Source organism: Azospirillaceae bacterium (assembly GCA_028283825.1).
In the GTDB taxonomy this organism is placed as follows: Bacteria; Pseudomonadota; Alphaproteobacteria; order Azospirillales; family Azospirillaceae; genus Nitrospirillum.
Genome location: JAPWJW010000001.1, coordinates 2,176,786 through 2,196,425, shown reverse-complemented (window position 1 = coordinate 2,196,425; position 19,640 = coordinate 2,176,786). Strand labels below are relative to the sequence as shown.

The window sequence follows — 19,640 nt, the reverse complement described above, 5'->3', positions numbered from 1 at the left end:
GCTTTTCTTCCTTGAAGATCAGAAGGAGTCGGCGGGCACGCGGACCCAGCCTTCCATCAGGATGCGGGCGCTGCGGCTCATGACGGCCTTGGTGACGGTCCATTGCCCGTCGACCTGCTTGGCCTCGGCACCGACGCGCAGGGTGCCGGAGGGATGGCCGAAGCGGACTGCGGTGCGGTCACCACCGCCAGCGGCCAGGTTGACCAGGGTGCCGGGCACCGCCGCCGCTGTGGCGATGGCCACCGCCGCCGTGCCCATCATGGCGTGGTGCAGTTTGCCCATGGACAGGGCGCGGACTAGCAGATCGACGTCGCCGGCCCGGATGGCCTTGCCGCTGGACGCGAGGTAGTCGGCCGGGGGTGCCACGAAGGCGATCTTGGGCGTGTGCTGGCGCTTGGGCGCCTCGCTCACATCCTTGATCAGGCCCATGCGCAGGGCGCCGATGGTCCGCAAGGCCTCGAACCGGGCGAGCGCCTGGGCGTCGCCGTTGATGGCGCCCTGCAATTCCGTGCCGGTGTAGCCGATGTCGGTGGCGTTGACGAAGATGGTGGGGATGCCGGCGTTGATCAGCGTGGCCTGCAACCGGCCGCCGGGGACCAGCGCTTCCGGCACTTCCATCACGTCCACCAGGTTGCCGGTGGGGAACATCGCACCGCCGCTATCGCCGTCGCCCTCATCCGCTGGGTCGAGGAACTCCAGCACGATCTCGGCCGCCGGGAAGGTGACGCCGTCCAGCTCGAAATCGCCGGTCTCCTGGACCTGGCCGTTGGTCACCGGCACATGGGCGATGATGGTTTTGCCGATCTTGGCTTGCCAGATGCGGACCACGCACACGCCGTTTTCCGGAATGCGCGCCGGGTCGACCAGGCCGGCGTGCAGGGCGAAAGCGCCGGCCGCCGTCGATAGGTTGCCGCAGTTGCCGGACCAGTCGACGAAGGCGCTGTCGATGGCCACCTGGCCATAGAGATAGTCGACGTCGTGGTGGGCCCGTGTGCTTCTGGACAGGATCACGCATTTACTGGTGCTGGAGGTGGCGCCGCCCATGCCGTCGGTGTGCTTGGCATAGGGGTCGGGGCTGCCGATCACCCGCAGGAACAGGCGGTCGCGCGCCGGCCCCGGCACCTGGCAGCGTTCCGGCAGGTCATCCAGGCGGAAGAACACGCCCTTGCTGGTGCCGCCGCGCATATAGGTGGCGGGGATGCGGATTTGCGGGGCTGATGTCATCAGACGGCCTTCCTCTCAGCGCCTTCCGAGGCCAGGAAATCCTGGGCGAAGCGCTGCAGCACACCGCCCGCCTCATAGATCGACACTTCCTCGGCCGTGTCCAGGCGGCAGGTCACCGGCACCTGGACAGTGTCGCCATTGCGGCGGTGGATGACCAGGGCCAGGTCGGCGCCAGGCTGGCGGTCGCCGATCACGTCATAGGTCTCGGTGCCGTCCAGGCCCAGCGTCAAGCGGGTAGTGCCGACCTTGAACTCCAGCGGCAGCACGCCCATGCCGATCAGGTTGGTGCGGTGGATGCGCTCGAACCCCTCGGCCACGATGGCCTCCACCCCGGCCAGGCGCACACCCTTGGCGGCCCAGTCGCGGCTGGACCCCTGGCCGTAGTCGGCGCCGGCGATGATGATCAGCGGCTGTCGGCGGTCCAGGTAGGTCTCGATCGCCTCCCACATGCGCATGACCCGGCCGTCGGGCTCCAGGCGGGCCAGGGAGCCCTTTTTCACCGCCCCATCCACCACCGCCGTCTCATTGACCAGCTGCGGATTGGCGAAGGTGGCGCGCATGGCGGTCAGGTGGTCGCCGCGGTGGGTGGCGTAGGAATTGAAGTCCTCCTCCGGCAGGCCCATGCGGGCCAGATACTCGCCGGCCGCCGAGTTGGCCAGGATGGCGTTGGAGGGCGACAGATGGTCGGTGGTGATGTTGTCCGGCAGGATGGCCAGGGGCCGCATGCCGGTCAGGGTGCGCGGGGTCGCGGCCAGGGCGCCCACCCCCTCCGTATCCCAATAGGGCGGGCGGCGGATGTAGGTGAACGCGGGACGCCAGTCGTACAGCGGGCTGACCTTTTCCACCGCGCGGCGGGCGCCGAACATGGGCTCATACACCGCACGGAACTGCTCCGGCTTCACGCTGGCGGCGACGATGGCGTCGATCTCCGCGTCCGTGGGCCACAGATCCTTCAGCGTGATCGGCCGGCCGTCCCGGTCCGTGCCCAGCGCGTCGGTTTCGATGTCGAAGCGTACCGTGCCGGCGATGGCGTAGGCCACCACCAGGGGGGGCGAGGCCAGGAAGGCCTGTTTAGCATAGGGGTGGATGCGGCCGTCGAAGTTGCGGTTGCCCGACAGCACGGCGGTGGCATAGAGGTCGCGTTCCACGATCTCCCGCTGGATGGCGGGATCCAGCGTGCCGGACATGCCGTTGCAGGTGGTGCAGGCGTAGGCGACGATGCCGAAGCCCAGCGCCTCCAGGTCGGCCAGCAGCCCGGCCTCCTCCAGGTACAGCCGCGCCACCTTGGAACCGGGGGCGAAGCTGGTCTTGACCCAGGGCTTGCGCACCAGGCCCAGGGCGTTGGCCTTGCGGGCCAGCAGGCCGGCGGCCACCACGTTGCGCGGGTTGGAGGTGTTGGTGCAGCTGGTGATGGCGGCGATGATGACGGCGCCGTCGGGCAGCAGGCCCTGGCGCTCCTCCGCCAGCGCCCCGTCCAGGTTCACGGCGATGCCGCGTTCCTTCAGGGCGGCGGTGGGTAGGCGTTTGTGCGGGTTAGAGGGGCCGGCCATGGTGCGCTCGACACTGGCGAGGTCGAAGGCCAGCACCCGCTCATACTCCGCGCTGTCCAGCGCGTCGGCCCACAGGCCCAGGGTCCGGGCGTAGGTCTCGACCAGGGCCACCTGTTCCGGCTCACGGCCGGTCAGCGTCAGATACTCGATGGTCTGGCGGTCGATGTGGAACATGGCCGCCGTGGCGCCGTATTCCGGGCACATGTTGGAAATGGTGGCCCGGTCGCCGATGGACAGGCTGGCGGCGCCATTGCCGAAGAACTCCAGCCAGGCGCCGACCACGCGCTCCTTCCGCAGGAACTCCGTCAGGGCCAGCACGATGTCGGTGGCGGTGATGCCCGGCTGGCGCCGGCCGGTCAGGCGGACGCCGACGATGTCGGGCAGGCGCATCATCGAGGCGCGGCCCAGCATCACCGTTTCCGCCTCCAGCCCGCCCCGCCGATGGCGATGACGCCCAGGGCGTCGACGTGCGGCGTGTGGCTGTCGGTGCCGACGCAGGTGTCGGGGAAGGTGACGCCGTCGCGCACCTGGATGATCGGCGACATCTTCTCCAGGTTGATCTGGTGCATGATGCCGTTGCCGGCGGGGATGACATCCACGTTCTCGAAGGCGCGCTTGGTCCAGTCGATGAAGTGGAAGCGGTCCTCATTGCGGCGGTCCTCCACGGCGCGGTTCTTCTCGAACGCCCGGGGATCATGGCCGGCGTATTCGACGGCCAGGGAATGGTCCACGATCAGCTGCGTCGGCACCACCGGGTTGACCTTGGCCGGGTCGCCGCCCTGGTCCGCGATGGCGTCCCGCAGGCCCGCCAGGTCCACCAGGGCCGTCTGGCCCAGGATGTCGTGGCAGACGACGCGGGCCGGGTACCAGGGGAAATCCAGGTCGCGCCGCCGCTCCACCAGTTGGCGGAGCGCGTCGGTCAGCAGCGCGGGGTCACAGCGGCGCACCAGCTGCTCCGCCAGCACGCGGGAGACGTAGGGCAGGCAGGCCCAGGCACCGGGGCGGAGGGCGTCCACGGCGGCCGGCGCGTCGAAATAGTCCAGCGCCGTGCCGGGCAGCTGCTTGCGGTAGGGGGAGTTCATCACTGGTCCCGCCCTTATTGGCGCTGGTCCAGGGACACGAAGGCGCGGTCGTCCGGCCCGACATAGTTGGCGCTGGGGCGGATGATCTTGTTGTCGATGCGCTGCTCGATGATGTGCGCCGCCCAGCCGGAGGTGCGGGCGATGACGAACAGCGGGGTGAACATGGCCGTGGGCACGCCCATCATGTGATAGCTGACGGCGCTGAACCAATCGAGGTTGGGGAACATGCGCTTCACCTCCCACATCACCGCCTCCAGCCGGGCGGCGATGTCGAACATGCGGGTGGAGCCCGCCTCCACCGACAGGCTGTGGGCGACGCGCTTGATGACCTCATTGCGTGGGTCGGAGACGGTGTAGACCGGGTGGCCGAAGCCGATCACCACCTCCTTGCGCTCGACCCGGGCGCGGATGTCGGCCTCCGCCTCGTCCGGCGTCTCGTAGCGCTTCTGGGTCTCGAACGCGACCTCGTTGGCGCCGCCGTGCTTGGGCCCCCGCAGCGCGCCGATGGCGCCGGTGACGGCCGAATACAGGTCGGAGCCCGTGCCGGCGATCACCCGGCCGGTGAAGGTGGAGGCGTTGAACTCATGCTCGGCATAGAGGATGAGGGAGGTGTGCATCGCCCGCTCCCATGCCGGCGACGGAGCCCGGCCGTGCAGCAGGTGCAGGAAGTGGGCACCGATGGACGCGTCGTCTGTCTCCACCTCGATGCGCTTGCCGTTGGCGGACCAGTGGTACCAGTACAGCAGCATGGAGCCCAGAGAGGCCATCAGGCGGTCGGCGATGTCGCGGGCGCCGGGGATGTTGTGGTCGTCCTTCTCCGGCAGGGCGCAGCCCAAGGCGGAGACGCCGGTGCGCATCACGTCCATGGGGTGGGCGGAGGCCGGCAGGGATTCCAGCGCCTGCTTCACGCTGGCGGGCAGGCCACGCAGGGCCTTCAGCTTGGCTTTGTAGGCCCGCAGTTCCGCCCCGGTCGGCAGCTTGCCGTGCACCAGCAGGTAGGCCACTTCCTCGAATTCGCAGCGCTCGGCGATGTCCAGGATGTCATAGCCGCGATAGTGCAGGTCGTTACCCGACTTGCCCACGGTGCACAGCGCGGTGTTGCCGGCGGCGATACCCGACAGGGCGACGGACTTCTTGGGCTTGAAGGGGGTCGGCGTGGCGGGCTCAGGCGCGATCGCGTTCATCGGGGCGTTCCTGTTCGAAGATGCCGTGGGGCGACGGGGCGGCGGCGTGCCGGTCCTTCGCCGTTCGGGCGGCATCATCGGGAGGGGAGCCTGTCCGGTGAATGGCTGAAATGGTGGAGATTTGCCGAGAGGGGCTTGCGAATTAGCGAAGGTTGCGAAGGGGGGCGTTACTGATGGGTGGGGGAGTCTAAAGGCTGAAATGCAGTTCCACGTTACCTATGTACGGGCGGGCGGAGGTGGTGAGATTCAGCCGAAAATGCTTAACGGCGTGCTTGAATTGTTCTACTCTCAGGCTATGACTAAAACCATCACGTCGAACCAACTTCTTGGCGAGATCGGCGAAGCGGCCGTCCGTTTGCGCTTTCTAAATATGGGCTTTCAGTTTGATGGCCGCTCACGGCTAGAGGCTGGCATAGACGGCATCGCAGAGGTAATGGCTAACGGAAAGCCGCTTGCTCGTATGATTGCGGTGCAAGTCAAGGCAACTGAGTCTTCTCGGTATGCTTCAGAAGATGATGTGGGCTTCACCTACTTGCTCCGCCCAGATGATCTGGCTTATTGGCGTGGATCAAATCTCCCAATTATTATTGTTCTATACCGTAGATCTGATGAGACATATTTTTGGAAGGGAGTATCTGCCGATCATAGTCGAGAAGACCGAAAAATATATTTTGACAAAAAAACTGATATTCTGGATGTCAATGCAGTAGATCGACTTGCTGAGTTGACTGTGCCTAAGGCTGGCTTCGGTTATTATGTTCCGCCGCTAGGCGGTGGTGAGGAAGCGCTAGTCAACATATTTCCATTAACGTTGCCTGCGGAAATGTTTGTCGCATCGACACCCTATACGCCTCAGCAGGCCTTGGCGATCCTATTCGATGCTGACGAGTCCCCACGCTTCGACTGGGTTATCAAAGGCGAAGCGTTCTGGTCATTTTCAGATCCTCGCGGGAATACGTGCCATCGCATTGTAGATTCCGATCAAGTCGAGGGCATTGATACAACATTTCTTGCTTTTCATGAGGATCATGATGAACAAAACACCTTCTCCTATCTTTTAAGGAAGATGTTCGATCATCAAGTGCGCTCAGAACTTGTGTGGAATAAAGATAGGAAATTGTATTATTTCCGGGCAAATTCAGAAAACACATCCCGTACTTTTTCTTATGAATCCTCAAAAAAGAGAACATCAACTGAGGTCGTTAATGTCTCATTTAGTAAGATAGACAAATCGCGTGTGGATTTTGTTCGGCACCATGCGTTTATTCCTCGATTTGAGCGAATTTTTGATCAATGGTATTTGGCTATTAATCCTACTTATTTCTTTACCACTAACGGATTTATTCCACATTCCTATCCTGGTGCACTTTTGGCAGGTAAGAAGCGGCTCGATAATAGCGCTTCTCTACGTGGTCAAGTCATCATGTGGCACCGTTTCCTCACCCAATCAGATCGAGATGCGGCAGGTCTATTTGCAGAAACCTCCTCCGTCCCTCGCCTGAAATTCGGTGAGCCACCCACTGTAGCGCTTGCTACACGAGTGCCGGAAGATGTTTGGGGTTCGCCTAAAAAGGCGACGACCGAGACAGAGAGCAAGCAGGAGCGGTTGTTCGGATGAAATTCGAGACAAAAATATTTGAAGAGCCGCATCTCGAATTCGGAGACAAGCACCACCATCCCGATCCGCGATTGGGCTTGTTTGAAGCTGGGCCACTGCAAATCCCAACGGGAGATGTAGTGAAAATCGCTGTGGTTGGAAGTTCAAAGACAGTCGAGGACACAAAAACATTTTTCATCGAAGCTGCCGCAGGGTTCCAAGGGAAGAGTGAAAAGCATCCAAATTTGCATCCTGATTTTCCAGGCCTAGGCAATCAGAACCCTTTTCGCTGCAAATTCGATATTCCTGATGGCGCAACGGCAGCCATTTCACAGGCAAAGATCGACAAAATCAGGAAGGAGCCTCATCACGGCAAGGCTGTCGAAATGGCGGTGGATGAGATCCTTCAAGAACTTCAGGCTCTCGACGAAGGCCGCCATCGGCCTGACGTCGCCATCGTAGCACTGCCTATCAGCCTGATTGAGCGTGTGTGGAATGCAAAGGTCGATACTGATGTTACGATTAAGAAAGATGACAGTGGTGGATCGGATGCTCCTAATTTTCGCGGCATGCTTAAGGCGAAAGCTATGGGCTTGAGCTTCCCAATTCAGATTGCATGGGAGGATGTATTCGATGAGAAGGCGAATATTCCACGCAAGATAAAGGAGAGCAGTGCTCGAAAGATTCAGGATCAAGCTGACCGAACTTGGAACCTACTTACAACTCTCTATTATAAGGGAACGGGGCGCATTCCGTGGCGAAAAATGCCGCAGGACGGTGAGTTCACGGCATGCTACATCGGAATCAGCTTTTATCGTGAAGTGGGAGGGCAGCAACTATTTACTAGTGCTGCCCAGATGTTCGATGAAAGAGGGCGAGGATTTATCCTCAAAGGAAAGCGAGCGCAAACCGAAAGCCGTGGTCGTCATCCCTATATGACGCACGATGACGCAAACCAATTGGTCGCCGGTGCTCTCAGTGCGTATAAGAGCCATCACAAGAACTATCCGGCGCGTGTAATTGTTCTAAAGACATCTCGATTCAGAAAAGAGGAAGCGGATGGTATTTTTGAGGCGCTAAATGAAGCAGGGACAGAACTTAGAGATCTTGTCTGGGTGCAAGAATCTTACTCAGTTAAAGTTCTGCGGGATGGAAACTACCCTGTGATGCGCGGCACATTTGTTGAGCTTGATGGGAAAGGGCTCCTGTATACAAATGGTAGCATGCCATATTATGGAACTTATCCAGGGCTATACGATCCGAAGCCACTTTTATTATGTCCATACCCTGGTAGCGACAGCACTATTGCGCAGATCGCAAGCGAAGTTCTATCATTGACTAAAATTAACTGGAATTCCACTCAAATGAACCAGAAATTACCAATACCCATTAGAGCGGCCCGCGCTGTAGGTGAGGTTCTAAAATATACAACAGACAAGAAAGTCAGTTCAGATTACGCTCGTTATATTTAAATAATTTGGTTGACACTCCAAATTCCTATCCGCTACCGAAGCAAATCTCTTGTTTCCAATTCCGTAATTCTTGTCATCAGAGCGGTCTTTCCTTCAAGACTGATCACCGATAAACCGGAAACGCTCGGGTCAGTTCTCCCACCTGCTCGCGCACCCGCGCGCTCACGGCCTCGTCCTCCGGCGCGTCCAGCAGGTCGGCGATTAGGTTGCCGACGGCACGGGCCTCGGCCTCCTTGAAACCGCGCGTAGTCATGGCCGGGGTGCCCAGGCGGATGCCGGAGGTGACGAAGGGCTTTTCCGGGTCGTTGGGGATGGCGTTCTTGTTGACGGTGATGTGGGCGGTACCCAGCAGGGCCTCGGCCCGCTTGCCGGTGATGCCCTTGGCTCTCAGGTCCACCAGCATGAGGTGGCTTTCCGCGCGGCCGGAGACGATGCGCAGGCCGCGTTCCGCTAGCGTGGTGGCCAGGGCCACGGCGTTGTCGGCCACCTGGCGCTGGTAGGACTGGAACTCCGGCGCCGCCGCTTCCTTGAAGGCCACGGCCTTGCCGGCGATGACGTGCATCAGCGGGCCGCCCTGCAGGCCGGGGAAGACGGCGGAATTGATGGCTTTCTCGTGCTCCGCCCGCATCAGGATGACGCCGCCGCGGGGGCCGCGCAGGCTCTTGTGCGTGGTGGTGGTGACGAAGTCGGCGTGCGGCACCGGGTTGGGGTAGACGCCGGCGGCGATCAGGCCGGCGTAGTGGGCCATGTCCACCATGAACAGGGCGCCCACATCCTTGGCCACGCGGGCGATGCGCTCGAAATCGATGCGCAGGGAGAAGGCGGAGGCGCCGGCGATGATGAGCTTGGGCCGGTGCTGGTAGGCCTGGCGTTCCAGCGCGGCGTAGTCCAGGTCTTCGTTCGCATCCAGGCCATAGCTGACGGCATTGAACCACTTGCCGCTCATGTTCAGCGCCATGCCGTGGGTCAGGTGCCCGCCTTCGGCCAGGTTCATGCCCAGGATGGTGTCGCCGGGCTTCAGGGTGGCGAAGAACACCGCCTGGTTGGCCTGGCTGCCGGAGTTGGGCTGGACGTTGGCCGCCTCCGCCCCGAACAGCGCCTTCACGCGGTCGATGGCCAGCTGCTCCACCACGTCGACGTGCTCACAGCCGCCGTAGTAGCGCTTGCCGGGATAGCCTTCCGCGTACTTGTTGGTCAGTTGGGAGCCCTGGGCCGCCATCACGGCGGGGGAGGTGTAGTTCTCCGAGGCGATCAGCTCGATATGGTCCTCCTGCCGGCGGTTCCGGAATGGTGGCGCAAACGCACCCAACTTTTTCTGATCCCCTGAGGTAGGTTTGCCCAGGTAGTCCATAGGAGGGTCCCACGCCTGGCGCGGCGGGCTCCCCACAAGCCGACGCAGCGTCGGGCGTGGGAACTGCCTGTGGGCCCACCTGGACAAACCAGAGCGCTGCGAGGGGGATTCTTTGGCCATGGTCGATGGTGCCGCAGTTGATATTCTTGAACTTCCCCGGCCAGTTGAAAGTGCCCCGGCCGTCACTCCCCAGGTCGATATCCTGGCCACCCTTCATCAGAAGTTACTGGGCGAACTAAGTGCTGCGGTTCTGATCGTCCGTCAAAAAGAGGCGGAAATCGAGTCGGTTGAGCGCGCGCTGAAGGTCGTCGCCCCCGACACCGACGTTGCTGTGTTATACCCTCGCCGGACCTTCATTCCCGGACATGAGATTCTGACGCCTGGCGAGACGAGGGCCGGTGTCCTCCGGGTCCTTCGAGAAAGCCGCTGTCGGCTCACCACCGTCGAAATCTTGGAGACGTTGCTGCGTGAAAGAGGGGCCCTGAACCTTGCGCCGGAGCGTAGGCGCCGCACACTTCAAAATGTTCACGGCATCCTTTCTGCAGCAGCACAGAAAGGCATCGTTCAGCGGCAGGGTAAGACTCAGCATCGCGGGCCGGGATACACTCCCGCCGTCTACTGGATCTGGGTGGGGATGGTATCTGCAGAACTCACCCGGCTAGGAGGAGCGATTCTGTGACTATAACGATGACAGCAGCAACGCTAAACTCAGTATATGAAATCAAGTTTATTGCCATAATAAACCTATTTTTGGGTGTTTTTCCGCGTTTCTCCGCTGGCTTCGCGATGAAGTTCTGGCCGCGCCCGCATGATCATTTCAGATGTTTGAGAAAGTTGTTGAAATTGCCCGACGGCCTGTGTTAGTGTTCGTTTGCTACGGAGTCGAACCAACCGGAGCTGGCCGCAAACTCACGTATAGAAAATACGTGCGCCGCCATTCGTAAAGAGTACCAACATTGCAGCACTTTAAATTCGCTTTCGCTACCGCTAGGTATGTCATTGAAGTAATTGAATACATTTCATTCCTTTTTGCACGCTAAATAGGCGAAGGCCGATAAAGTAAATCGTATAGATTATTTTGTTAATTATTTTAGTCGTTGCGCGAGACTTGGATGATTAGCCGGGAACTCCCGGCCATGATTCTATTTAAATGCCCGTTATGGCCCGCTTGGTTACCCATTGCCTTGGAATCAAGTTCTGTGCGAAAATCTCCCATAGGTAGCAAATTAAACAAATATTGCGACCACAGAGAGCAACGGGGTGGTCCAAATAGACCACCCCCGCATATATACATGGTCGTGTTTGGAAGAGGCGCAGCCGCTGGTTACTCCCAGCGGTATTCGAGCGATATATGGGCTGGTTCCGGAACCAGGCTCGAAGGACGCGCAAGCCGGAAGGAGGGGCTATAGGCTGGGAAATTCCCAGTCTAGGTAAGTGCTTACTTCTCAGGACTTCTTGGAAGCCCTCAGCAGACGTGACGCTTTCGGCTGGCTACAGTCAGCGAACAAGCCCGCCCGCTGCTGGGTCATTTTCAGATGCCGAGTTGCTGCGCTAACAATGGCCTGCTGGTCATTGTTGTTTTCAGGCGCAGGAGTACTCGACATCCGCAAGCTCTGCATGGGCGCCCCGTCCGGGCGGGCAATTTGATCCACTTCCACGAGTACCTGGGTACCCGTTGGCGTAACGCCCGAAACAGCAAACTTCTGGCGGCTATCACGACAATCACCGGTCGCGATATAAGAGCCTGGAGTGAAATTGAACTGATCACCAATCTTCTTGGCCGCAGCCAGTGGATTGTCGAGCGGAATGATTAGCTCTGAATTCACCGCCTTTTTAGGCGGCACATAGGGGGACTTCATATAGACCTCACGATTAAGGGAGAGCCCTTTGGGCACCACAGCAACTTGCTTGTGATATCCCAACTATGCGGCCCCCAGTTTCGACCATCAACGACATTTTGTGGTCCCAAAAGAGCAGGGTGATAGCAGTTGTGGTTGACCTTTGGGATTGCGCATATTTTCAACCGTCTAGCGCGCTGCTAGGTGATGCCACCTTGATCGGGAACACCGTCACCCAGCCGCCCTATAAAGTTGAGGCGGCCTGCGATAGCTGCGCTCCCGCACAGATTCTCATCGCCCTCAAGAAGGCAGCTACAAACGACGTCGAGGCGTAGTGAGAATAATATTTCCTGATATAGGCGCTCCCCACGGCGAGCGGAGCCATGGTGCTTTTTGATATGGAATATAAATTAGAATATTGTAATGTGTTTGCAACTCTGCGCAACGACTGAGGCTGTGTTCAAATACAGCTATATACGGGCATTAAGATGATTGATCTAGAACCCATTGTGCCATTTCGATATGCGGCCATATTCGCTATATTTATCTTCGTGGTAGGGGCATTATTGTCAATTGATCAGTGTATTATTGGTAATTATATTGAAGCTGTAATATTTTTTATCAATGCAATAATAGCTTCACTCTCAATAATATGCTATAATCAGAAAATTAGTACCAATGGTGTTCTTGGTGGTGCATTTTTTATTTTAACGGTAGTGAGCGTCACCACTTTCTTATTAAAAAGTCCATTAACTAATTCCGATATTCAAAGCGCCATTCCTGAATTAGAAGAGCTTTTTGTTAAATTCAGTCTGGATACAATGGATTCTACGCAGGAGGAAAATGAAATTGCAAAAGCCGGAGTTGGTGCGTGCATGTTCCAAAGTACAATCGACGAAATGAAATTAACAAATGCAATGATTGAGAGCAAATTAGGCCCCATTTCTACGTTGCTTTTCAGCCTATTTCAGCGAAAATCGCCAAGCGAAGAACCAAAGCAATGTCTTGATTTTTATTATGACCTACATAAAGCAAGGCCAGAATATTTTTCTAGTTTTGATATTTCGCATCCCGTATTGGCGCGTATAGCAACCGCGATAGCGAGGAAATCATAGTCGTTTTATCAATTCAGCCGAAACGGCATCTTCGTCATTAGGGTTGATGATCAATGCCGACACCGGCGAGACGTGGCGCAAAAAAGGCGACGGTTGGCTCCCCATCCCGTTCCCCGGGTGATCGCGTCGGTAACGCCGGCGAGCGATTCCCTGCCGCGGTTACAGGATTTGTAGCCCTCCTGGAATCAGGCGGCAGCCCCGGCCGCCGGCCGCAGCCAAGGGTCGCGGCCGATGATTTCAACGGAAGCACAATGGGTATCACCGGTGCCGGACGCGCTAGATTCGATGAAGCGGTCAGCCACGCGGACACGGGTGCCGTAGAGGTTAGTCAGGTCTGCCACCATGAGGGAAACGTGGTCAGCGTCAGGGGCGGAGATCAGCAAGGTGGTGGGGATGACAGTATGGGTCATGGCGGCCTCCAACATGGAATGGCCGCCAAGGATGTTCTCTTTATGTTCCTTTCGTCAATCGGCTCTTTGGTGGCTGTCGCGTTAGCAGCCGAGAGATAGGGCCGGACGATTGGTGGCCCCCAGGTCGCGACGAACCCCGTCAATGCACCTGGCAAATCGAATGCTTGCGCTCCTGAAACGCCTCCGTATCGGCGGGCCAAACCGCGCTGACAGCGGCCCTATCCACACCGGCCGGCAGGGGTAGCGTAAGCCCTCCGGCAGCCTCCACCTGAGCGATGGACACTGCGTATGGGGCTAGGTCGCCTTTTGCCGTGGGCTCGTTCTGCATGATGAACGCGGCGACCTGACCGGATCCATCCACCACCTTCCAATACGCCGCAGGCACTCCCACCTGGTCGACGCCGATGGTCTCCACAGTGGCCCCCCAGATGGGGCCGTCCATCACGACCAACGGTCCCCGAGTCAGCGCCCACGCTCGCGTCACTTCCTCCAACTGAACTGCGCCGGGATTGTCGGAGGCGTTTTGGTTTGAGTCAGGCGGCCATGGCCGGGGTGTCCATCATGGTGTGGAATCGCGCTTCAGCTTCGGCGGGTGGGATGTTGCCGATAGGCCCCAGGATCCGCCGGTGGTTGAACCAATCGACCCATTCCAGGGTGGCGTATTCGACGGCCTCGAAGGATCGCCATGGCCCACGCCGGTGGATCACCTCGGCCTTGTAGAGGCCGTTGATGGTTTCCGCCAGGGCGTTGTCATAACTGTCGCCGACGCTGCCGACCGAGGGCTCGATCCCAGCGTCGGCCAAGCGCTCGGTGTACTTGATGCTGACGTATTGAACGCCCCTGTCCGAATGGTGAACCAGGCCGCCGTGCTTGGCCGGTCGCCTGTCATGCAGGGCCTGCTCCAGGGCGTCGAGCACGAAGGCGGCATGGGCTGTCCGCGACACCCGCCAGCCGACGATGCGCCGGGCGTAGGCGTCGATGACGAAGGCCACGTAGACGAAGCCCTGCCAGGTGGCAACGTAGGTGAAGTCCGACAGCCACAGCATGTTCGGCTGGGGCGCATGGAACTGCCGATTGACATGGTCCAATGGACAGGGCGCCGCCTTGTCGCTCACCGTCGTCTTCACTGGCTTGCCCCGGATCACACCTCGCAGACCCAGGTCCCGCATCAGTCGGGCGACCGTGCAGCGCGCGACGGCGTGGCCCTCCCGCTTGAGCTGATGCCAGACCTTGCGCACGCCATAGACGGCGAAGTTCTCGTCGAACGCCCGCCGTATCGCGACCTTCAACCGCGTGTCCCGCTTGGCCCGCGTCGGCAGGCGGTCCGGGTCGGCAGGCGGTCCGGGTCGGAACGCCGCGACGCATGCCGGTGGTAGGTGGATGGGGCGATCGGCAACACCTGGCAGATCGGCTCGACCCCGTGCGCACCCCGATGCTCATCGATGAAGGTGATCATGGCTTGAACCGGCGGTCGAGCTCCGCCGCCGCAAAATACGCGCTCGCCTTGCGCAGGATCTCATTCGCTTGGCGCAGTTCCCGGTTCTCCCGTTCCAGCGCCTTCAGCCGTTCCGCCACATCGCTGGGCACACCGGCTCGCGTGCCAGCTTCAACCTCGGCCTTCTTCACCCATTCGTTCAGCGTCTGGCCCGAACAGCCGATCTTCGCCGCGATCGACATCACCGCCGCCCAACGGGACGGATGGTCCTTCTCGTGATCCAACACTAGCCGCACCGCGCGGGACCGAACTTCGGGGGAGAACTTGTTCGTCGTTTTGCTCATCGTGGCTTCAGTCTCTCAGGAGTGGAAGCCTCCGACAATCCCGGCGCGGTTCACTGGAAGAGAACGGCCGCCGGCGCTACGCGAGGTTTTCGTCATGGTGACCGATATGACGGGCCGCCGGCACGCCTTGGCCCCCAGCTTCATCGCCGGCATCTCTGACGCCGACGATACCGCCATGAACGCCTGCATCACCTTGCGCACCGGCGCCATGCTGCTGATCACGGAGTCGCTGGATGAGTTGATGACGCGGTTGGGAGTGTGAACAGCTTTTCCGTCAACTAACTATCGCGCCAGGTGGGCCGACTTCTGACAAGCGCGCTTTTACGATCCCTTGGACTAGGGGCATTGCTTCAATTGTAGCCTCGTCCATCTCCAGGGAAATGGGGAAAGATTTTGCCCTTTGAGCGAGGGTCTTTGCCAAATCTACGATCCTGTCAGCATTCTTATTAACAAGAACGACTGCATCATTAAATATGGCGCTACAAATTGTATCCAATTCTATTTGGTAATTTGATTTTACTGACGTGTCAGTAAGAGGGTAATGTGCATTCCTTAGTATGTGGAAAATTTCCTGTGCCTTTTTATTATCGTCTTGAGCCCCCAAATTGTCCGCACAGATGATGCGATTCGCCTCTTTTACATTAACAATATTAGAAACTGGACCAGGGCCGGGCAGAGTTTCTGCTGATGCACCGGCATAAAGTACTATTGCGCGGCGATGAAGCAAATCAATAATACTTTCAGCTGAATGGCCGGATTCGGCTAATTTCGTTTCAGAGTATCCATGATAACTATCCATCGAATTAATACTAATTTTGATCCCGCCAGTACGAAAACCAAGAGCGCGCGAAACAACATAGTGCCCAAACTCATGTTGCGTTATACGGCGCAGACGATCGATAATGACGGGATGAAATTGTGTAAGTTTTGTTTTTTTCATTAAATATGCTCCATAATATCTATTGGGTGCCGTGATATATAAAATATCGCGCAGCCCTCAGGTAAACTATATTAAATGCCAGATTACGGCTCGGTTGGCACCATGTCCACCATCACGTCCTGCTTTTCGAATCAACCCTTTGCGGAATTGCCCATTCAGACCGGCATTAATTTTTCGCAGTAAGACCTGGAATTGCCGGGGTGTAAGCCGGGGTCCGCCCTTCTTCTCAAGCATCACCTTCAGGATATCGGTCGTCGATAGGGCCGTATTCGCTTCCCGCAGGGCATCAAGCGCCATCAATGGCGCTTCGCCTGGACGGAAAATCTCATCAAAGGTAACGTGCTTTTTCGGCGTCACGGCCGCAAGATCCACTGTGGGGTCAAGCAAATGTATCACCGCGTCCAGGTGGTGAACGGCCTTCTCGCATTCGGCCATCTCATCCCGAAGTATCGCCATATCTCGGAGGATGTCCCGGCGCTGGTCAAGAAGCGCCGTTATTGTAGGGGACGTCATGCTGGCTCCTGCTATTGCAGGATCAGTCTACCGGCCTGGCACCCGCTCTGCGATTTTGATTTGGGTGTTTTTGCGCCACCATTCCGGGCGGTTCTCGTCCGCGATCGCGGCGTACAGTTCCGGGTCGATGCGTTCGATGGTGTCGCGGCTGCGGTCAAACATGGGCTGGGCTCCTCAGGCAAAGGTCCGCGCGGGCGGAAAGGGTCGCCCCCTTCCGCCCGCGCATGGATGTCAGGTCAGGAAACGGTGGCGCGTAGGGTCTTGGCGGCGCTGACCATGCTGGTCAGGGCCGGGATGACCTCGGTCCACTGGCGGGTCTTCAGGCCGCAGTCTGGATTGACCCACAAGCGGTCGGCGGGAATGCGCTCGGCCGCCTTCCGCATCAGGCCGACGATGTGGTCCTCGGTCGGGATGTTGGGCGAGTGGATGTCGTAGACGCCCGGGCCGATCTGGTTGGGGTAGTTGAAGTCGTCGAAGGCGCCCAGCAGTTCCATGTCCGACCGCGAGGTCTCGATGGTGATGACGTCGGCGTCCATGTCGGCGATGGACGCGATGATGTCGTTGAACTCCGAGTAGCACATGTGGGTGTGGATCTGCGTCTCATCGGCCACCCCATTGGCGGTGATGCGGAAGCTCTCCACCGCCCAGTCCAGGTTCTCCCGCCACTGGGCCCGGCGCAGGGGCAGGCCCTCACGCAGGGCAGCCTCGTCGATCTGGATGACGCGCACGCCGGCCTTCTCCAGATCCAGCACCTCCTCCCGGATGGCGAGCGCCAGTTGCAGGCAGGAGGTGGATCGGGGCTGGTCGTCGCGCACGAAGGACCAGTTCAGGATGGTGACCGGGCCGGTCAGCATGCCCTTCATGGGCTTGGCGGTCAGGGAGGCGGCGTAGGTGATCCACTCCACCGTCATGGCCTTGGGCCGGCTGATGTCGCCGAACAGGATGGGCGGCTTCACGCAGCGCGAGCCGTAGGACTGCACCCAGCCGCCCTGGCTGAAGGCGTAACCGTCCAGTCGCTCCCCGAAATACTCCACCATGTCGTTGCGCTCGGCCTCGCCATGCACCAGCACGTCCAAGCCCAGGGCCTCCTGCTCGCGCACGCTGCGCGCGATCTCACCGCGCATGGCCTCGGTATAGGCGGCGGCGTCGATGGATCCGGCCTTGAACTGGCTGCGGGCGTGGCGGATCTCGATGGTCTGGGGGAAGGAGCCGATGGTGGTGGTGGGGAACAGCGGCAGGTTCAGCAGGGCCGCCTGCTTGGCCGCGCGCGCCGCGTAGACGCTCTTGCGCTGGCCCAGGGCGGCGTCGATGCGGGCCACGGCCGCCTTCACCGCCGGGTTGTTGACCCGGGGAGAGGTGCGGCGGGCGGTGATGGCGGCGCGGTTGGCGGCCAGTTCGGTCTCGACGGCGGCGCGGCCCTGGCTGAGTGCCGTGGCCAGGACGGTGATTTCCTCCAGCTTCTGCACCGCGAAGGCCAGCCAGGACTTGATCTCCGCGTCCAGCTTGCGCTCATTGCCCAGATCCACCGGCACATGCAGCAGGGAGCAGGAGGGCGCGATCCACAGGCGGTCGCCCAGGGTCTTCGCCACCGGCTCCAGCCAGGCCAGCACCGCCTCCAGGTCGGTCTTCCAGATGTTGCGGCCATTGACGACGCCCAGGGAGATGATGCGGTCGGCGGGCACGGCCTGGGTCAGGGCGTCGACCTCATCACGGGCGTTGATGGTGTCCAGGTGGAGGCCTTGCACCGGCAGGCCGGCGGCCAGGGGCAGGTTCTCCTTCAGCGGGCCGAAGTACGTGGCCAGCAGCAGCTTGACGGTGTCGGTCTTCAGGGCTTGGTAGGCCTGGGTGAAGGCGGCCTGCCATTCCGGGGCCAACTCGGTCACCAGGATGGGCTCATCCACCTGCACCCACTCAACCCCCTGGCCGGCCAGCGCCGCCAGCAGCTCGGCATAGATCGGCAGCAGGCGGAGCAGCAGGGCCAGCTTGTCCGAGCCATCCTTGGCCTTGCCCAGTGCCAGGTAGGTGACGGGGCCGATGATCACCGGCTTGGCCTTCACGCCCAGCGCCTGGGCCTCGGCCAGTTGCGCCAGCAGGCGGGTGGTGTCCAGGGTGAACTGGGTGCCAGCGTCGAACTCCGGCACGATGTAGTGGTAGTTGGTATCGAACCACTTGGTCATCTCACCGGCGGCGACACCGCCGCAGCACTCGGCATGCTCCTCGGCGGACTGGGCGGAGCGGCCACGGGCCACGCGGAAGTAGTTGTCCAGGGCGTCGCCGTGGAAGCCCCGCACCCGCTCCGGCAGGTTGCCCAGGGTGAAGCTCATGTCCAGCACCTGGTCGTAAAAGGCGAAGTCGCCCACGGGCACCAAGTCCAGCGCTGCCTGGTCGCGCCAGTGGCGGGCGCGCAGGTCGGCGCCGACCTGGATCAGGTCATCGCGGGTGGACTGGCCCTTCCAGTAGGCCTCCTGCGCGAACTTCAGTTCACGCTTGGCGCCGATGCGGGGGAAGCCGAGGTTGTGGGTCGTTGCCATGGATATCGCCTTCAGGAGGGAGGATGAGGCGGACCATAGGGACTGCTACCCATGAACAAAAATGGTATGAATTCATCAATCGATGAACTTCATTCATATGGGGCGGCCGCATGGCGATCCTGGAACGCATCCACCTGGCCATCATCCGCGAGGTTGACCAGCAGGGCTCGCTGACGGCGGCGGCCGATCGGCTGAACCTGACCCAGTCGGCGCTGAGCCACGCCATGCGCAAGCTGGAGGACCAGATCGGCACGCCCGTCTGGCGGCGGGAGGGGCGCAGCCTGCGGCCGACCCAGGCGGGGGAGTGGCTGCTGGCCGTGGCCAACCGCCTGCTGCCGCAGCTGTCCCACGCGGAGGAGCGCCTGCGCCAGTTCGCGCAGGGCGAGCGGGGCAAGCTGCGCATCGGCATGGAGTGCCACCCCTGTTACCAGTGGCTGCTGAAGATCGCCGCCCCCTATCTGGACGCCTGGCCCAAGGTGGACCTGGACGTCCGGCAGAAGGTGCAGTTCGGGGGTATCGGTGCCCTGTTCGGCTACGACATCGACATGCTGGTGACGCCGGATCCGTTGTTCAAACCGGGGTTGCGGTTCGAGCCGGTGTTCGATTACGAGCAGGTGCTGGTGGTCGGCCCCGATCACCGGCTGCGCGACGCCGAGTTCGTGGAGCCGCAGCAGATGGCGGACGAGACGCTGATCACCTATCCGGTGCCGCCCGACCGCCTGGACATCTACACCCAGTTCCTCATGCCGGCCGGGGTCAGCCCCCGGCAGCACAAGCCCATCGAGACCACCGACATCATGCTGCTGATGGTGGCGCACGGACGCGGCGTCGCCGCCCTGCCGCGCTGGCTGGTCGAGGAACTGGGGCCCAAGTTCGGGGTCACGCCGGTGCGCTTGGGGCCGCAAGGCGTGGCCAAACAGATCTTCCTGGGCTACCGCGAGGCCGATGGCGACATCGACTACCTGCGAGCCTTCGTCGATTTGGCGCTCAGCCGGCGGGACGCGGTGGGCGGCGCTTAGTGCGGGGGCTGAGACCTGTTCGTTGGCCTCGCATC

At 60.4% G+C, this 19,640-nt stretch carries 18 protein-coding genes, 1 pseudogene and 1 other annotated feature; of the genes and pseudogenes, 6 read left to right on the top strand and 13 right to left on the bottom strand.

What is annotated here, in order from left to right; translation table 11 throughout:
• Window positions 1-18: 18 nt before the first annotated feature.
• Genes prpF through prpC form a run of 4 tightly spaced genes read right to left on the bottom strand, consistent with a single transcriptional unit; the run spans window position 19 to window position 5,040 of the window.
• Window positions 19-1,224 (bottom strand): 2-methylaconitate cis-trans isomerase PrpF, encoded by a 1,206-nt coding sequence (gene prpF / locus PW843_08900; protein MDE1146726.1) that lies wholly within the window; start codon window positions 1,222-1,224, stop codon window positions 19-21.
• A complete protein-coding gene (gene acnA, locus PW843_08895) occupies window positions 1,224-3,185 on the bottom strand; it encodes an aconitate hydratase AcnA (protein ID MDE1146725.1) in 1,962 nt (653 codons plus the stop codon). Before acnA ends, prpF begins: the two co-directional genes overlap by 1 nt.
• On the bottom strand, window positions 3,185-3,856 hold the full coding sequence (locus tag PW843_08890; protein MDE1146724.1) for an aconitase family protein: 672 nt from the start codon (window positions 3,854-3,856) through the stop codon (window positions 3,185-3,187). Before PW843_08890 ends, acnA begins: the two co-directional genes overlap by 1 nt.
• Before the next feature lie 14 nt (window positions 3,857-3,870).
• Window positions 3,871-5,040: a 2-methylcitrate synthase gene (prpC, locus tag PW843_08885; GenBank protein ID MDE1146723.1), complete on the bottom strand. Its 1,170-nt coding sequence runs from the start codon at window positions 5,038-5,040 to the stop codon at window positions 3,871-3,873.
• A 199-nt stretch (window positions 5,041-5,239) separates the two neighbouring features.
• Here prpC and PW843_08880 point away from each other — a divergent pair, with 199 nt between their 5' ends.
• On the top strand, window positions 5,240-6,658 hold the full coding sequence (locus PW843_08880) for a DUF4365 domain-containing protein (GenBank protein ID MDE1146722.1): 1,419 nt from the start codon (window positions 5,240-5,242) through the stop codon (window positions 6,656-6,658).
• Complete coding sequence (locus PW843_08875; protein MDE1146721.1) at window positions 6,655-8,109, top strand: hypothetical protein; 1,455 nt, start codon at window positions 6,655-6,657, stop codon at window positions 8,107-8,109. The genes PW843_08880 and PW843_08875 overlap by 4 nt, the downstream gene beginning before the upstream one ends.
• A gap of 103 nt (window positions 8,110-8,212) precedes the next feature.
• Here PW843_08875 and PW843_08870 read toward each other — a convergent pair whose 3' ends face one another.
• On the bottom strand, window positions 8,213-9,418 hold the full coding sequence (locus PW843_08870; GenBank protein ID MDE1146720.1) for a serine hydroxymethyltransferase: 1,206 nt from the start codon (window positions 9,416-9,418) through the stop codon (window positions 8,213-8,215).
• 160 nt (window positions 9,419-9,578) lie between these two features.
• Between PW843_08870 and PW843_08865 the strand changes: the two genes are divergently transcribed.
• Window positions 9,579-10,139, top strand: a complete 561-nt coding sequence (locus PW843_08865; protein ID MDE1146719.1) for a hypothetical protein — start codon at window positions 9,579-9,581, stop codon at window positions 10,137-10,139.
• 766 nt (window positions 10,140-10,905) lie between these two features.
• Here PW843_08865 and PW843_08860 read toward each other — a convergent pair.
• Window positions 10,906-11,319 (bottom strand): hypothetical protein, encoded by a 414-nt coding sequence (locus PW843_08860; GenBank protein MDE1146718.1) that lies wholly within the window; start codon window positions 11,317-11,319, stop codon window positions 10,906-10,908.
• A 467-nt stretch (window positions 11,320-11,786) separates the two neighbouring features.
• Here PW843_08860 and PW843_08855 point away from each other — a divergent pair, with 467 nt between their 5' ends.
• Complete coding sequence (locus PW843_08855; GenBank protein MDE1146717.1) at window positions 11,787-12,413, top strand: hypothetical protein; 627 nt, start codon at window positions 11,787-11,789, stop codon at window positions 12,411-12,413.
• A 185-nt stretch (window positions 12,414-12,598) separates the two neighbouring features.
• On the opposite strand, the gene PW843_08850 is transcribed toward PW843_08855, so the two are convergent.
• The 3 genes and pseudogenes from PW843_08850 to PW843_08840 all read right to left on the bottom strand — a co-directional run bounded on the left by PW843_08850 (window position 12,599) and on the right by PW843_08840 (window position 14,602).
• Entirely contained in the window at window positions 12,599-12,823 is a 225-nt protein-coding gene (locus PW843_08850; protein MDE1146716.1) for a hypothetical protein, read from the bottom strand.
• Window positions 12,824-12,962: 139 nt separating this feature from the next.
• Window positions 12,963-13,316 carry a DNA/RNA non-specific endonuclease gene (locus PW843_08845; GenBank protein ID MDE1146715.1) on the bottom strand — a complete coding sequence of 118 codons (354 nt, stop codon included), beginning with the start codon at window positions 13,314-13,316 and terminating at the stop codon, window positions 12,963-12,965.
• A 40-nt stretch (window positions 13,317-13,356) separates the two neighbouring features.
• A pseudogene (locus PW843_08840) lies at window positions 13,357-14,602 on the bottom strand (IS3 family transposase).
• Window positions 14,205-14,321, bottom strand: a sequence feature (AL1L pseudoknot). (Overlaps the previous pseudogene by 117 nt.)
• Before the next feature lie 94 nt (window positions 14,603-14,696).
• On the opposite strand from PW843_08840, the gene PW843_08835 reads away from it, so the two are divergent.
• On the top strand, window positions 14,697-14,864 hold the full coding sequence (locus PW843_08835) for a hypothetical protein (protein ID MDE1146714.1): 168 nt from the start codon (window positions 14,697-14,699) through the stop codon (window positions 14,862-14,864).
• 12 nt (window positions 14,865-14,876) lie between these two features.
• On the opposite strand, the gene PW843_08830 is transcribed toward PW843_08835, so the two are convergent.
• The 4 genes from PW843_08830 to metE all read right to left on the bottom strand — a co-directional run bounded on the left by PW843_08830 (window position 14,877) and on the right by metE (window position 18,586).
• Window positions 14,877-15,542 (bottom strand): hypothetical protein, encoded by a 666-nt coding sequence (locus PW843_08830; GenBank protein ID MDE1146713.1) that lies wholly within the window; start codon window positions 15,540-15,542, stop codon window positions 14,877-14,879.
• Window positions 15,543-15,608: 66 nt separating this feature from the next.
• Complete coding sequence (locus PW843_08825) at window positions 15,609-16,055, bottom strand: hypothetical protein (GenBank protein MDE1146712.1); 447 nt, start codon at window positions 16,053-16,055, stop codon at window positions 15,609-15,611.
• Between the two features lie 27 nt (window positions 16,056-16,082).
• Window positions 16,083-16,217, bottom strand: a complete 135-nt coding sequence (locus tag PW843_08820) for a hypothetical protein (GenBank protein MDE1146711.1) — start codon at window positions 16,215-16,217, stop codon at window positions 16,083-16,085.
• Window positions 16,218-16,291: 74 nt separating this feature from the next.
• Window positions 16,292-18,586 (bottom strand): 5-methyltetrahydropteroyltriglutamate--homocysteine S-methyltransferase, encoded by a 2,295-nt coding sequence (gene metE / locus PW843_08815; GenBank protein ID MDE1146710.1) that lies wholly within the window; start codon window positions 18,584-18,586, stop codon window positions 16,292-16,294.
• A gap of 110 nt (window positions 18,587-18,696) precedes the next feature.
• Between metE and PW843_08810 the strand changes: the two genes are divergently transcribed.
• Window positions 18,697-19,605 carry a LysR family transcriptional regulator gene (locus tag PW843_08810; protein ID MDE1146709.1) on the top strand — a complete coding sequence of 303 codons (909 nt, stop codon included), beginning with the start codon at window positions 18,697-18,699 and terminating at the stop codon, window positions 19,603-19,605.
• Window positions 19,606-19,640 lie beyond the last annotated feature (35 nt).

What these genes read in the sequence shown, in the direction of transcription:
- prpC (MDE1146723.1), bottom strand. Translation starts at nt 5,040, where the DNA reads ATGAACGCGATCGCGCCTGAGCCCGCCACGCCGACCCCCTTCAAGCCC.
- PW843_08875 (MDE1146721.1), top strand. Translation starts at nt 6,655, where the DNA reads ATGAAATTCGAGACAAAAATATTTGAAGAGCCGCATCTCGAATTCGGA.
- PW843_08865 (MDE1146719.1), top strand. Translation starts at nt 9,579, where the DNA reads ATGGTCGATGGTGCCGCAGTTGATATTCTTGAACTTCCCCGGCCAGTT.
- acnA (MDE1146725.1), bottom strand. Translation starts at nt 3,185, where the DNA reads ATGCTGGGCCGCGCCTCGATGATGCGCCTGCCCGACATCGTCGGCGTC.
- PW843_08830 (MDE1146713.1), bottom strand. Translation starts at nt 15,542, where the DNA reads ATGAAAAAAACAAAACTTACACAATTTCATCCCGTCATTATCGATCGT.
- PW843_08850 (MDE1146716.1), bottom strand. Translation starts at nt 12,823, where the DNA reads ATGACCCATACTGTCATCCCCACCACCTTGCTGATCTCCGCCCCTGAC.
- PW843_08890 (MDE1146724.1), bottom strand. Translation starts at nt 3,856, where the DNA reads ATGAACTCCCCCTACCGCAAGCAGCTGCCCGGCACGGCGCTGGACTAT.
- prpF (MDE1146726.1), bottom strand. Translation starts at nt 1,224, where the DNA reads ATGACATCAGCCCCGCAAATCCGCATCCCCGCCACCTATATGCGCGGC.
- metE (MDE1146710.1), bottom strand. Translation starts at nt 18,586, where the DNA reads ATGGCAACGACCCACAACCTCGGCTTCCCCCGCATCGGCGCCAAGCGT.
- PW843_08855 (MDE1146717.1), top strand. Translation starts at nt 11,787, where the DNA reads ATGATTGATCTAGAACCCATTGTGCCATTTCGATATGCGGCCATATTC.
- PW843_08880 (MDE1146722.1), top strand. Translation starts at nt 5,240, where the DNA reads ATGCAGTTCCACGTTACCTATGTACGGGCGGGCGGAGGTGGTGAGATT.
- PW843_08860 (MDE1146718.1), bottom strand. Translation starts at nt 11,319, where the DNA reads ATGAAGTCCCCCTATGTGCCGCCTAAAAAGGCGGTGAATTCAGAGCTA.
- PW843_08810 (MDE1146709.1), top strand. Translation starts at nt 18,697, where the DNA reads ATGGCGATCCTGGAACGCATCCACCTGGCCATCATCCGCGAGGTTGAC.
- PW843_08820 (MDE1146711.1), bottom strand. Translation starts at nt 16,217, where the DNA reads ATGTTTGACCGCAGCCGCGACACCATCGAACGCATCGACCCGGAACTG.
- PW843_08835 (MDE1146714.1), top strand. Translation starts at nt 14,697, where the DNA reads ATGGTGACCGATATGACGGGCCGCCGGCACGCCTTGGCCCCCAGCTTC.
- PW843_08825 (MDE1146712.1), bottom strand. Translation starts at nt 16,055, where the DNA reads ATGACGTCCCCTACAATAACGGCGCTTCTTGACCAGCGCCGGGACATC.